This window comes from Algoriphagus sediminis (genome assembly GCF_030403435.1).
In the GTDB taxonomy this organism is placed as follows: domain Bacteria; phylum Bacteroidota; class Bacteroidia; order Cytophagales; family Cyclobacteriaceae; genus Algoriphagus; species Algoriphagus sediminis.
In genome coordinates this window covers 405,383-419,243 of sequence record NZ_JAUEPH010000002.1, presented here as the reverse complement: position 1 = coordinate 419,243, position 13,861 = coordinate 405,383, and the positions used below count along the sequence as shown (strand labels likewise).

At 41.9% G+C, this 13,861-nt stretch carries 13 protein-coding genes; 12 read left to right on the top strand and 1 reads right to left on the bottom strand.

The window, feature by feature from the left end; genetic code table 11:
* Positions 1-17: 17 nt before the first annotated feature.
* On the bottom strand, positions 18-2,432 hold the full coding sequence (locus tag QVH07_RS05000) for an alpha-ketoacid dehydrogenase subunit alpha/beta (protein ID WP_289999052.1): 2,415 nt from the start codon (positions 2,430-2,432) through the stop codon (positions 18-20).
* A 424-nt stretch (positions 2,433-2,856) separates the two neighbouring features.
* Between QVH07_RS05000 and ald the strand changes: the two genes are divergently transcribed.
* The 12 genes from ald (at position 2,857) to QVH07_RS04940 (ending at position 13,800) form a co-directional block, all read left to right on the top strand.
* Entirely contained in the window at positions 2,857-3,981 is a 1,125-nt protein-coding gene (gene ald / locus QVH07_RS04995; RefSeq protein WP_289999051.1) for an alanine dehydrogenase, read from the top strand.
* 136 nt (positions 3,982-4,117) lie between these two features.
* Positions 4,118-4,801 (top strand): YggS family pyridoxal phosphate-dependent enzyme, encoded by a 684-nt coding sequence (locus QVH07_RS04990; RefSeq protein ID WP_289999050.1) that lies wholly within the window; start codon positions 4,118-4,120, stop codon positions 4,799-4,801.
* A 3-nt stretch (positions 4,802-4,804) separates the two neighbouring features.
* Positions 4,805-5,188 (top strand): DUF423 domain-containing protein, encoded by a 384-nt coding sequence (locus QVH07_RS04985; RefSeq protein ID WP_289999049.1) that lies wholly within the window; start codon positions 4,805-4,807, stop codon positions 5,186-5,188.
* Positions 5,185-6,474 carry a D-alanyl-D-alanine carboxypeptidase/D-alanyl-D-alanine-endopeptidase gene (locus QVH07_RS04980; protein WP_289999048.1) on the top strand — a complete coding sequence of 430 codons (1,290 nt, stop codon included), beginning with the start codon at positions 5,185-5,187 and terminating at the stop codon, positions 6,472-6,474. The genes QVH07_RS04985 and QVH07_RS04980 overlap by 4 nt, the downstream gene beginning before the upstream one ends.
* Positions 6,475-6,568: 94 nt before the next feature.
* On the top strand, positions 6,569-7,609 hold the full coding sequence (locus QVH07_RS04975) for a S66 peptidase family protein (RefSeq protein WP_289999047.1): 1,041 nt from the start codon (positions 6,569-6,571) through the stop codon (positions 7,607-7,609).
* Positions 7,610-7,690: 81 nt separating this feature from the next.
* Positions 7,691-8,308, top strand: a complete 618-nt coding sequence (locus tag QVH07_RS04970) for an SGNH/GDSL hydrolase family protein (protein WP_289999046.1) — start codon at positions 7,691-7,693, stop codon at positions 8,306-8,308.
* A 3-nt stretch (positions 8,309-8,311) separates the two neighbouring features.
* On the top strand, positions 8,312-8,998 hold the full coding sequence (locus tag QVH07_RS04965) for a DUF4377 domain-containing protein (RefSeq protein WP_289999045.1): 687 nt from the start codon (positions 8,312-8,314) through the stop codon (positions 8,996-8,998).
* A gap of 7 nt (positions 8,999-9,005) precedes the next feature.
* Entirely contained in the window at positions 9,006-9,617 is a 612-nt protein-coding gene (locus QVH07_RS04960; protein WP_289999044.1) for a fumarylacetoacetate hydrolase family protein, read from the top strand.
* Positions 9,604-11,475 (top strand): M23 family metallopeptidase, encoded by a 1,872-nt coding sequence (locus tag QVH07_RS04955; protein WP_289999043.1) that lies wholly within the window; start codon positions 9,604-9,606, stop codon positions 11,473-11,475. The genes QVH07_RS04960 and QVH07_RS04955 overlap by 14 nt, the downstream gene beginning before the upstream one ends.
* A 22-nt stretch (positions 11,476-11,497) precedes the next feature.
* Positions 11,498-11,947, top strand: coding sequence for a thioredoxin-dependent thiol peroxidase (bcp, locus tag QVH07_RS04950; protein ID WP_289999042.1), 450 nt, complete (start codon positions 11,498-11,500; stop codon positions 11,945-11,947).
* Positions 11,948-11,961: 14 nt separating this feature from the next.
* Positions 11,962-12,813: a transketolase gene (locus tag QVH07_RS04945; RefSeq protein WP_289999041.1), complete on the top strand. Its 852-nt coding sequence runs from the start codon at positions 11,962-11,964 to the stop codon at positions 12,811-12,813.
* Between the two features lie 18 nt (positions 12,814-12,831).
* On the top strand, positions 12,832-13,800 hold the full coding sequence (locus QVH07_RS04940) for a transketolase family protein (protein WP_289999040.1): 969 nt from the start codon (positions 12,832-12,834) through the stop codon (positions 13,798-13,800).
* Positions 13,801-13,861 lie beyond the last annotated feature (61 nt).

Below are 13,861 nucleotides of genomic sequence, written 5' to 3'. Positions count from 1 at the left end.
AGGTCGTTTTTATGCTTTTATAATTTCGGGAATTCTTTAGGATTTGCTTCATGCAGGATGCCATAAACCTTTTCTACTACATCATCCTCGCTAGGTTTTGAGAAATAATCCCCATCAGATGAATAAGCTGGTCTATGAGGCTTCGCAGCCAAAGTTTGAGGTGCTGAATCCAGGTAATGGTACAAATCCTGCTCTTCAATAGCTTGCTGAAGCATAAAAGCTGAAGCTCCTCCGGGTACATCCTCATCTGCAAAAAGTACTCTACTTGTCTTGCTCACAGACTTCCCTATTTCTCCAGAGAGATCAAATGGAAGCAAGGTTTGAACATCAATTACTTCAATGCTAATTCCAATCTCTTCCAATTCTTCAGCCGCAGCCATAACAATTCGACACATAGAACCATAGGTCACTACGGTACAGTAAGTACCCTCTCTTAAAACTTCAGCCTGACCAACCGGAACGGTAAACTCACCAAGGTTTGACGGAAGCTTTTCTTTCAACCTATATCCATTGAGACACTCTATGACCATGGCAGGTTCGTCAGATTGAAGTAATGTATTATACATTCCTGCTGCCTGAGTCATATTTCGCGGAACACAAATAACCATCCCTCGAAGTGAGGAAAGAATCATTCCCATGGGAGAACCTGCATGCCATACCCCCTCAAGTCTATGTCCTCGTGTACGGACGATCATTGGAGCCTTTTGACCACCTTTAGTCCTGTAAGTCAAAGAGGCCAGATCATCAGAAAGCATTTGTAAGCCGTAAAGCAAATAGTCCAGGTATTGGATTTCTGCAACAGGTCTCAACCCTCTTAGCGCTGTTCCTATTCCCTGACCAATGATGGTACATTCCCGAATTCCGGTATCAGCCACCCTATTTGGTCCATACTTATCCTGCAAACCAGCGAAAGCCTGATTCACGTCACCTATCTTCCCTACATCTTCACCGAAAGCAAAAAAGGCTGGGTTCGATTCTAAAGTTTTATCAAAAAACGCTTGAAGAACCTCTCTTCCATCAACCAGAGTTGAGGTTTCATCATACACAACAGGTACTTCCTTAATATTGCTTACACTCCATTCGGTCTGACTGTACAAGTGACTGTTGTATCGATCATAATTAAGTTCTTCCTGATTATCCAACCACTTTCTTAGATCTGCCTTGGTGGCAAAACTTTCCTTCCTTAATGTCAAAAGCGCCTTTCGAACAGCACTAATCACATCTTTTCGGATTGGATTTAAGGTTTTGGAGAGGTCATTTGCCAACTGCTCAAGAACTACCTTTCTGTTACTCTTTTGAGCGGCTTCCTTGATCAATTGCACTGCCTCCTGAAGTTCAGTTTTGATTTCTAAAGAGAAAGCCTTCCAGGCAGCCTCTTTCTCAGATTTAGCCTGAGCTTTTGCCTCCGCATCTATTTTATCTAATTCGTCAGCGGTAGCTATTTCATTCTCAAGAATGAATTCTCTAAACTTAGCATTACAGTCCCAATTTTTCTCCCAATCCAATCTCTCTTTAGATTTATACCTTTCGTGAGAACCTGAAGTGGAGTGGCCCTGCGGCTGTGTTACTTCTTCAACATGAATTAGTACCGGGGTATGACTATTTCTGGCAATTTTTCCTGCCTGCTCATATGCGTTTAAAAGCGCTTCATAATCCCATCCTTTGACACGGATTATTTCAATTCCCGCCTGATCATCATTTCTTTCAAATCCGGACAGAACCTCGGAAATACTTCCTTTGGTAGTATGAAATTCCTGTGGCACGGATATTCCATAAGCATCATCCCAAACAGAAACTACCATTGGAACCTGCATCACCCCTGCGGCATTAATGGTTTCAAAGAACATTCCTTCCGAAGTAGAGGCATTTCCAATTGTACCCCATGCTACTTCATTTCCATTATTTGAAAATTTCTTAAAGGACTTCAGCCCCTTATTTTGGCGATAAAGTTTTGAGGCATAAGCCAAACCTAAAAGCTTTGGCATCTGGGCTGCCGTGGGTGAAATATCTGCGGCACTATTGTACTTCTTTGTTAAATCCTTCCAGCTCCCATCCTCATTTAAAGACCTCGTTGCAAAGTGACCATTCATCAATCTCCCCGCACTAGCTGGCTCTTTTTCCACATCAGTATGAGCATAAAGCTGGGCAAAATATTCCTGCACACTCAACTCACCCAAAGCCATCATAAAGGTCTGATCCCTATAATAGCCTGATCTAAAGTCACCCAGTTGGAAAGCTCGAGCCATCGCTATTTGTGCAAGCTCCTTTCCATCTCCAAATATTCCAAACTTAGCCTTACCCATAAAAACCTCTTTTCTTCCCATCAAGGAAGCATGGCGGCTTAGTTGAGCAATTCGGAAGTCTTCAAGGATTTCCTCCTTACTCAATTTTCCGAGGATATCACTAGGATTTAATGAAGTGGTATTTGACATAATTTTTTAACTAAAGCATATTTGGGTTTATCCAGTTTACGGACTGTTCAAAAATAAGAAAATTCAACTGGTATGCAAAGATACTTGTTAAAATTTACTTATGAAAAATTTGGAATATGTTGATTTATTATGTCTATATCAAAATATTATTTTGTCATAATGAAAAAACAAAATATAATTCTAAAGTATTTGTATTGAATTTAGGATCTGCTGGCTATAAATTGTACCGAAAAACCTTAAGTAAAAACCCCATTATGGGGTAAATAATTTGGTTGTTTTAGCTTTGACAGAATTGATAATCTGTATGAAAAGAAAATTGACAAATATCATTTATTGACACTACCAAACTTGTAAATTATTCCTTTTCTCTTAAAAGAGTACTGCTATCTTTGCGCAAAATATTCAATCTCCAAATCCAAATATCATGATAATTGGTGTCCCAAAAGAAATTAAGAACAATGAGAACCGAGTGGCGCTGACTCCAGCAGGTGCCAAAGAACTCGTAAAAAGAGGCCATATCGTATACATTCAGCATACTGCAGGTGACGGTAGTGGATTCTCTGATGATGAATATGTGAGCGCAGGTGCGCAAATCCTCCCAACCATCGAGGACACTTACGCGATTGCAGAGATGATCATGAAGGTGAAGGAGCCAATCGAGCCAGAGTATGGTTTGATAAAAGAGGATCAGCTTTTATTCACGTATTTCCACTTTGCTTCTCATGAACCCTTGACAAAGGCAATGATTGATAGCAAATCAGTTTGCCTGGCTTATGAAACTGTAGAAGCACCTGACAGAAGTCTTCCCCTTTTGGTGCCTATGTCAGAAGTGGCCGGAAGAATGTCAGTTCAAAAAGGAGCAAACTATCTCGAAAAGCCTCTTAAAGGAAGAGGAATTCTCCTCGGAGGTGTACCAGGTGTCCTTCCTGCAAAGGTTTTAATTCTTGGAGGGGGTGTGGTAGGAACTCAGGCTGCATGGATGGCAGCTGGGCTTGGTGCTGATGTTACCATTATGGATGTTTCTTTGCCGAGAATGAGATATCTGGAAGATGTGATGCCGGCAAATGTCAATACCATGATGTCCAATGAGTATAACATTCGGGATATGATCAAAGATGCAGATCTAATTATTGGAGCTGTTTTGATCCCAGGTGCTAAAGCTCCTCATCTGATTACCCGAGATATGCTGAAGGATATGAAGCCGGGAACAGTACTTGTGGACGTAGCAGTAGACCAGGGAGGTTGTATAGAAACTTGTAAGCCCACTACTCATGAAAATCCTACTTTCATCATTGATGATGTGGTTCATTACTGTGTAGCAAATATGCCAGGAGCAGTTCCTTATACTTCTACCCTGGCACTAACTAACGCCACTCTTCCTTATGCTATTCAATTGGCGGATAAGGGCTGGAAGCAAGCATGTAATGATAATGAAAATTTAAAACCAGGATTGAATATCATTCAGGGTGAGATTGTATATAAGGCAGTGGCTGACGCATTTGATTTGCCATTTGCATTAGTAGACAAGTACCTGATGGATTTGGATTAAACCTGAAAGAGTGTTTTAGAATCCCCTGGAAATTATTTCAGGGGATTTTTTTTGTTCAAAGAACAATATGAATTCATTCTACTTATTCTTTTACAGGCTTTATATTTACCAAAACTAGAAAATAGGCTTATCCCGCATGTCACTGAGAGAAAACCTCGAAAAAACACAAGAATCTTTTATTAACCCGGATTGCACACTTGTCGCAGTTTCCAAAACCAAACCCATTGAATTACTGGAGGAAGCCTATGAAGCTGGTGTCAGGGATTTTGGGGAAAACAAGGTACAGGAACTCCAGTGGAAGCAGCCAAAAATGCCAAATGATGTTCGCTGGCACATGATTGGTCATCTCCAGCGAAACAAGGTAAAATATATAGCCCCCTACGTGGCTTTAATTCATGGAGTGGATTCCGGGAGGTTACTGAAAGAAATAAATAAGCAAGGGGAAAAAGTAAATCGAAAAATCCCCGTTCTTCTACAAATCCATATTGCCGAAGAAGAAAGTAAATTCGGATTCGATAAAGAGGAGGTGCTAGAGCTTTTGAATTCAGAAATGTTTTCTAGCCTCAAAAATGTTGAAGTAAAAGGTCTAATGGGGATGGCCACCAACACAGATGATGAAGCCCAGATAAGAAAAGAATTTCGAGGGCTAAAAAATCTATTTGAAGAGATAAAATCAATGGATTCCCCCCTGCTATCAAACTTCACAGAACTTTCCATGGGCATGAGTGGAGATTACAAAATCGCCCAGGAAGAAGGAAGTACCATGGTCAGAATTGGTTCTGCTATTTTCGGCCCAAGAAATTACCCTAACAAAGAATAGGAAATGAAAGGAAGACAAATAATCCAGCTTGCCGCAGTTTTTGGAGCTTTATCCGTCGCTATTGGTGCCTTTGGTGCTCATAGCTTACAAGAGGTTCTGGAGGAATCAGGAAGGACTGAAACTTTCCAAACCGCTGTTTCCTATCAATTTTTCCATTCTCTGCTACTTGTCGCTGTTGGAATTACCTATGTGGTAAAGCCCCACTGGAAGAAATTAAGATGGGCGGCTTTATTTATTGTAATCGGAATCCTGTTTTTCTCAGGATCTCTTTACGCCCTTTCGCTGACAGGAATCTCTAGATTTGGAGCCGTGGCACCTTTTGGAGGTCTATCTCTCATTCTAGGTTGGATGACCATCATTTTTGCAGTTAAAAAACGCGTGCAATGAAAAGACTTATTCTTTTCATTTTTTCCGTCTTCATTCTAAACTTTTCCTTTGCTCAGCTGAGCAAAGATCAGTTCTCAAAACTTGAGTTGGCACTGGGGGAAAGAAGCTTTTTTAATGGACATCTCACAGGGTTTATGCTGTATGACCTGGACAGTCAGATGGTACTTTATGAGAAAAACAGCCAACTGCGATTTATCCCTGCATCCACGACAAAACTTTTCACTCTCTTTTCAAGCATAGCCATTCTGGGTGATAGCACACAGACGGCACGCTATGTGAGTTCGGGGGACACGTTGAGAATCTGGGGATCTGGTGATCCCACCTGGGGATATTTGGACTTTGAAAATGAAGCTCTCACAAAGCTTATTCTGGCCCATGAAACAGTGATTTTTTCAGATTCCAATATGGACAGCCCGGCTTTTGGATATGGCTGGCAATGGGATGATTACTACTATGACTATTCTGCAGAGCGAAGTCCCCTACCACTCCGGGGAAATCTTCTGAATGTTCGAAAAGTAAACGGAAGGCCTCAAGTATTTCCAGCACGATTCCAGAAGGATATAAACATCACAAATCGAACCATCAGGGAATTGGAGAGAGATTTCCACAGCAACACCTTTTCTTATAATCCAAATAATTTCCGAGGCCGGGAAGAATATATTCCCTTGATCATGAGTCCAGAGTTGTTTGTTTCATTGGCAGCAGAAGAGACCAACAGAAACTGGTTCTACAGCCCGGATAGTTTACCTGAAAGCCATACCCTTTTGAGGGGAGAACCTTTATTCCCTATTTTAAAAGAAATGATGTTGGAAAGCGATAATTTCCTCGCAGAACAACTGATGCTAATGGTCTCTGACCGGCTTTTTGAACGACTGGATACAGAAAGGGCCATTGAATATATGCTCAAAACATATTTGTTTGATTTACCAGACATTCCAAACTGGGTGGATGGAAGTGGACTCAGCAGACATAATTTATTCACTCCAAGATCGATGATCGCTCTTTTTGAGAAATTGTACCGAATGGTACCTGATGAACAATTGTTTGAGATACTTCCCACGGGCGGAGTTTCCGGCACCTTGGAAACCAGCTACCAAGCTCAAGAACCTTACATTTTTGCTAAAACGGGAACCATGAGTAATAACCACAGTCTGGTTGGCCTAATTAAAACCAAAAGTGGTAAAACCTTTGCCTTTGCATTCATGAATACTAATTACCCCTACAAGGCCTCAGTGGTCCGAAGGGAAATGGAAAAAGTGATGGTGATGATTAGGGATATGCTTTGATAGTGTCCAAACCACTGGTACAAAAAGCACGTTTCTAATTTCCTGAAAGGTCGAAAAAAGCTAACTTCAGGTCTTATATCACCAGCCATCAAACATGCAAAAAAGGACCTTCCTAAAATCACTTCTTTTAGCTTCAGCAGCAGCACCTTTTTCCTCCCTTGCAGGGCAAAAGAAAGTAAATGTTGCAGATCAAATCTTACCTAGATCTCTCGCTAAAGGCGATACAGTGGGATTAATTAGCCCATCGGCTGCCACAGCTGATCGTATGCAATTTACTTTTGCAAAGGAGGCTATGGAAGGTCTTGGCTTTCAAGTAAAAGAAGGGGCTAATTTAAAAAACAGAAGAGGTCACTTGGCAGGCACCGATGAAGAAAGAGCCGCGGACCTGAATGGCATGTTTGCAGATCCTGAAATTGCAGCGGTGGTTTGCATTCGCGGGGGTTCGGGAGCTGCTCGGATTCTACCCTTCCTGGATTATGATTTGATTAAGAAAAACCCAAAACCACTTCTGGGTTATTCTGATATCACAGCTCTTCACTGTGCCATTCAATCACAAACTGGGCTGGTAAGTTTTCATGGCCCAAATGGCTCAGGAAGTTGGAATAGTTTCAATGTGGATCAATTTGAAAAAATATTTTTTGATCAAGAGCAGGCCACTTTTGAAAACGTCATGCCAAAAGGAGATGATTTAGTGGTGAAAGCCAATCGAATTCAAACTTTGAAAGGAGGCACTGCTTCTGGTAAGTTATTGGGCGGAAACTTAACTGTTTTAACGGCTTTATCAGGAACTCCGTATTACCCTGATTTTCAAGATTCTATATTATTTATTGAAGACATTGGAGAAGATCCCTATCGAATCGATCGAATGATGAGTACCTTGAAATTAAATGGTACTCTTGATGCTGTAAGAGGGGTGGTTTTCGGACAATGTACGGACTGTACCCCAGGTGGTGGATATGGTTCTCTAACCGTAGATCAGGTGATGGATGACTATCTTCTGCCCCTTGGAGTCCCTGCTTACACTGGTGCCATGATCGGTCATGTTCCCAAGCAGTTCATTATTCCTGTTGGAGCCATGGCAACAATGGATGCAGATAATGGAAGAATCTCTCTTGATCAAAAGTTATTCTCTTAAACCATGGTGAAAACAGTTCTAATATTCACATTCATTTTAGCAAGCCTTTTTGGCTGTAGCCAAAACCCAAAAAGCGATCAAATGGAAGAAAGAAAGCTAACGTATTTAGCATTAGGTGACAGCTATACCATTGGGGAAAGTGTGGAGGAAGATCAGCGCTACCCTAATCAACTTATGCCCCTGCTCGAACAACCAGATGCATGGGACAATCCAAGAATTATAGCCAAAACCGGATGGACTGTTGATGAGCTTGATGCCGGAATTAATGAGGCAGAAGATCTTTCGGAATCTTATGATTTAGTTACTTTATTAATTGGAGTAAACAATCAATATAGAGGACGTCCCGTTGAAGATTATGCGGTTGATTTTGAGAAAATGCTTCTCAGAGCAATAGGATTTGCAGGTGATCTTCCAAACCACGTGGTAGTTTTATCCATTCCTGATTGGGGAGTGACTCCATTTGCTACTTCCAGGGGCACCGATAAGGAGAAAAACGCAGCGGAGATAGATGAGTACAATCAGAAGAAAAAGGAGATCTGTGATAAGTATGGCGTAGCCTACATCGATATCACTGAGGAGTACCGAGTAAAAGGAGCTTTGCCGGAAGGCGTAGCAAGTGATGGCCTCCACCCTAGCGGAGCCATATATGCCGACTGGGCTGAAAAGCTCTCTAAAAAAGTGAACCAAATAAACTTCTAGACTATGAAAAAGTACACGTACAGCCTTTGTTTTTTAGTATTATTAATTATTTCATGCAACACACCGATGGAAGAGGAAAATATAGAAACCTGGTGGATCAATAGTTCCAAAGTGGACTGTGAAGGGGTTGGACCGATGACCTGCTTCCAGGTACAATCAAACGAAACTCTGGATCCTGAAGGATGGACCCTTCATTATGCTGGAATAAAAGGTTTCGACTATCAGCCTGGCAACATCTATCAAATCAAGGTTAAAGTCACCGATCGGCCTGAGCCCATTCCAGCTGATGCTAGTTCCAAGATCTATGAATTGATTGAAGTGATTAGCTCAAATCCGGATCCTGCCCTCCGACTGACTAATATTTACAAGGTCACCTCTGTTGGGGAATTCACAGACCCAAAAAACCCGAATTCTGGAGAAGCACTCAGCTTTGAATTTAATGCCAGTGATAAGAACTATTTTGGAAATATGGGCTGCAACACGGTCAGAGGTGGAATCAAAGTGAATGATGGCAAAAACCTTGAGCTGAGTCCCGGGATGGCTACGCTTATGGCTTGTGAAAATATGGAGTTAGAAAACGCAGTTTCTCAAGCCTTGATCAACACTCGCTCGTATGAAATTTCGAATGGTGAAATGAAATTCTTCAATGAATCTGGCGAAGTTGTGATCACTTTTATGCCTGTTGACTAAAACCAAAATGAAAGTAGTAGCCATAGGCAGAAACTATGCCGCTCACATTGAGGAGTTGAAGAATGAAAAGCCCTCGAAACCGGTGGTTTTTCTGAAACCAGAAACGGCCATTCTTAAGCCGGGAATGCCTTTTTATTATCCGGATTTTTCAAACAATGTTCATCATGAGATTGAATTGGTTTTGAAGATTTGTAAACCGGGAAAATTTATTCAAAAAAAATTCGCCCATAGGTACTTCGAAGAAATCGGTTTGGGAATTGATTTCACTGCAAGAGACTTGCAGCAAGAGTGCAAGGAGAAAGGTTTACCCTGGGAAATTGCAAAAGGTTTCAATGGTTCTGCCCCAATTGGTGAATTTATGCCGGTTTCTGAATTTCAGGATTTGGGCAATATTGATTTTCATTTAGACGTGAATGGAGAGACCCGGCAAAAAGGAAATACAAGCCATTTACTTTTTGATTTCGGAACCATCATCGAATACGTTTCACAGTTTTTTCTACTTAAAAAAGGAGACTTGATTTACACGGGTACTCCAGCGGGTGTGGGTCCTGTACAAATCGGTGATCATTTGGAAGGGTTTATTGGGGATAAAAAAATGCTTGAACTTGAAATTAAATAGACTCCTTTTCTTCAGTCTATTTTTAGCTTTTTCTACCTCCCTCTTGGCGCAAGAGGTGGTACAAGACTACTATATCTCTCCTGTTAGGCCTGGCGATAGAAACTACCTTTCTGGGAACTTTGCGGAGCTCCGACCAAACCACTTTCATGCTGGTCTGGACTTCAAGTTTGGCGGGCAATCAGGTGAACCGATTTTTGCTGCTGCTGACGGTTGGGTACAAAGAATAAAGATATCCACATATGGGTATGGGAATGTGATTTATCTCAAGCACCCAAATGGCCAAATCACAGTGTATGGACACCTAAGAAACTTCAATGATAAGCTGACCAAGTACATCCTAAGCAAAATGTATGAGGCAGAGCAAAACTCACTTGAAGTGTACCCAGAGCCAGGAGAGCTTCCTGTGAAGCAAGGCGAGCAAATAGCCAATGGAGGAAACACGGGTAGCTCAGGAGGACCTCATCTCCATTTTGAAATCCGCGACAGTTTAGATCGGGCCATGGACCCTCTCCTATTCGGTTTTCCGGAAATCATAGATCAAACCGCACCCACTCCTCAGTCCATTGCCTTTGTACCTCTGGACATAAACTCCAGAATAAATGGAAGATTCGAAAGGCTGGAGATTACCCCTCAATCTACCGGACGTGATTATAAACTTCCCAGCACCATCCAAATTACCGGTAAGGTCGGAATAGAAGTACGAAGCTTTGATCGCTTGGATGGAGCTAGCAATCGCAATGGCTTCCCAAATTTTCAAATTATCGAAGAGGATTCCTTATTGCTCAATTTGACTGTAGATAAGGTCGATTATAATTTGACCCGCCAATTTTTACTTCATACCCATAGAAACCGATTCACAAAACTATACAAGCAGAAGTCGCTTAAATACGACTTCATTTCTCCAAAACATGATTCAGCGGGTCATATTTCTCTTGAAAATGGTGAAAGTAAAGATTATGAATTAAAGCTCATTGATGCATTAGGAAATCAAAGAACTGTGTCATTCACTATGGAGGGAAGAGCTCTGGAAACTCAGGTCAATAGTAAAACGGCTTCGAGCAGAGCACAAATCGACTACCATAAAAACATCATGGAAATCACTGCTCCCATCTCGTCAGAAGGTGGACTCGCTAAATTTTTTGTGGGAGAAAATACTTTTGAGATGCTTCCCGCCTATCAGGATTCCAGAAGCCGAACCTATTTATGGGATATGAATTTTGGAATTCCGGATATGGTGGATATTTGTTCGGAAGTACTGGAGCCAGAGGTTCTTGGAAGAATTCCCTATGAAACGGAATTACTCTTTGCAAGCCCTGAAGCCCAAGTGACTTTTGAAGAAGAAAGCCTTTTGGAAGACCTTTTCCTCCGAATGAGTTCTTCTGGAAGCGGAAATGCCAAAAGACTCCATTTGCATACATCTGAAGAATTTCTTTGGAACCCAATTAAAGTAGACTGGAACATATCACCTGGTAGTTTTCAGCGGGACAAAACTCATGTTTACAGAGTCTCTGGAAATGGAAGTAAATCCTTTGCGGGTGGGCAATGGAAAGAAGGAAGTATTGAGTTTGAAACGCGTAATTTCGGAAACTTTGCACTAGCACAGGATCTAGAAAAACCAAGTATCAAGCCCATTCGAATCAATTCCTCTCAAATAAGATTTGTGATCCGAGATAATCTCTCTGGAATTAATAACTTTGAAGCAAGGGTAAACGGAGAATGGGTGCTTATGAGATACGAACATAAGCAAGCCGTGATTTGGTCTGAAACATTGGATAAACAACCCTTAAAAGGTGAAGTTGTATTGAAGGTTACCGATGAAGCTGGCAATGTGGCTGAGTGGACCGGAACCATTAATTAATCATTCATTAAAAAAGTAAAACATGTCATTAGAAGTCGGCCAAATGGCCCCAGATTTTGAAGCTCCCATCGAAAGCGGAGAAACCATCAAACTATCGGATTACAGAGGCAAAAAAGTGGTCCTCTATTTTTACCCTAAAGACAATACCCCTGGATGTACAGCTCAATCCTGTAACCTCAGAGATAATTATGAGGCTTTGCAGAAAGCTGGATATGTGGTACTTGGGATCAGCAGTGATTCTGAAAAATCACATGTAAAATTTATTGAGAAGCAGTCCCTGCCATTCTCTTTGATCTCCGATCCAGACAAAAAGGTCCATGATCTATATGGTACCTGGGTGGAAAAGTCCATGTACGGAAGAAAATACATGGGTACTGCACGTACCACTTTTATCATTGACGAAGAAGGTAAGATCGAGGAGATTATCTCCAAGGTGAAAACCAAAGATCATACCGGCCAGATTTTAAAATAAACCTTACTAAGCACATGCAGAAAAAATCTATTGAAGAATTGGAAAGCATCTGTTCTCAGGTACGTCGAGACTGCCTGAGGATGGTGCATGCTGTCCAATCTGGACACCCTGGAGCTTCTCTAGGCTGTACCGAATTTTTTGTCGGTCTTTACTTTGACCAGATGGATCATGACCCTCAGTTCAATATGAACGCCTTGAATGAGGATGTCTTTTTCCTATCAAACGGTCATATTTCACCTGTATTCTATAGTGTACTTTCACGTTCGGGCTACTTCCCTATCGATGAAATGAAGACTTTTAGGAAAATCAATTCCAGGCTTCAGGGCCATCCAGCTACCCATGAGCATCTTCCTGGAATCAGAATAGCCTCCGGATCATTAGGTCAGGGTCTTTCTGTAGCCATCGGGGCAGCTCAGGCAAAGAAGCTAAACAAGGATGATAAAACCGTTTACATCCTGATGGGAGACGGTGAGCAGGAAGAAGGTCAAATCTGGGAAGCAGCCATGTATGCAGCTCACTGGAAGGTGGATAATCTGATCGCAACTATTGACCTGAATCGTCAACAAATCGACGGGCCTACCAAAGAAATCATGGATTTGATTGATTTGCGGGCAAAGTATGAATCCTTCGGTTGGACCGTGATCGATACCCATGAGGGGAATGACATGAAGTCTGTATTGGAGGGATTAGAAAAAGCCAAGGAGCTTTCTAGAAAAGGAAAACCAGTATTGAACTTGCTTCACACCGAAATGGGCTATGGAGTGGATTTTATGGTTGGAACGCACAAATGGCATGGTATCGCCCCTAGCGATGAGCAGCTTGCTGATGCCTTAGGACAGCTTCCGGAAACTCTTGGTGATTATTGATTTTTTGACAAAACAGACATGGAAAATTCATTGGATTTAAAATTCAACTATACAGAAAAGAAGGATACCCGATCCGGATTCGGAGATGGAATCCTTGAGCTAGGAAGAACTAACCCAAATGTGGTGGGACTTTGTGCCGACCTTATTGGGTCATTGAAAATGGGAGCCTTCCAAAAAGAATTCCCAGACCGATTCTTTCAAACCGGAATAGCAGAGGCCAACATGATGGGAATAGCCGCTGGACTAACGATTGGCGGGAAGATTCCATTTACAGGAACCTTCGCAAATTTCTCTACCGGGCGAGTGTATGATCAAATCAGACAGTCCATAGCCTATTCAGGCAAGAACGTAAAAATCTGTGCTTCACACGCTGGTTTGACTTTGGGAGAAGATGGTGCCACGCACCAAATTCTGGAAGATCTAGGCATGATGAAGATGCTTCCTCATATGACTGTAATCAACCCTTGCGATTATAATCAGACCAAGGCAGCCACCATTGCCATTGCGGATCATGAAGGTCCTGTTTATTTAAGATTTGGTAGACCAAAGTGGCCCATCTTTACTGATCCAGCTCAAAAGTTTGAAATCGGCAAGGCCTGGAAAATGATAGAGGGAACGGACGTAACCATCTTCGCCACCGGTCATTTGGTTTGGGAAGCAGTCCTGGCAGAAGCAGCTTTGAGACAGGATGGGATTTCGGCTGAGGTAATCAATATCCATACGATCAAGCCATTGGATACAGATTCTATTCTTGAATCAGTATTCAAAACCAAATGCGCTGTGTCTGCGGAAGAGCATCAGATCAATGGAGGTTTGGGTGACAGCATCGCACAGACCCTTTCCAGACATCAACCTTCTCCGCTGGAATATGTGGGAGTTAATGACAGCTTTGGTGAATCCGGGACTCCTACCGCCCTTTTGGAGAAATACGGATTAAATGCAGCCAACATCGTCACTGCTGCCAAAAAAGCCATCGATAGAAAGTAAGACATTTAGCGTCTAAACCTAAGAAACCACAGTTCTTAAGAGCTGTGGTTTTTTTGTTTCA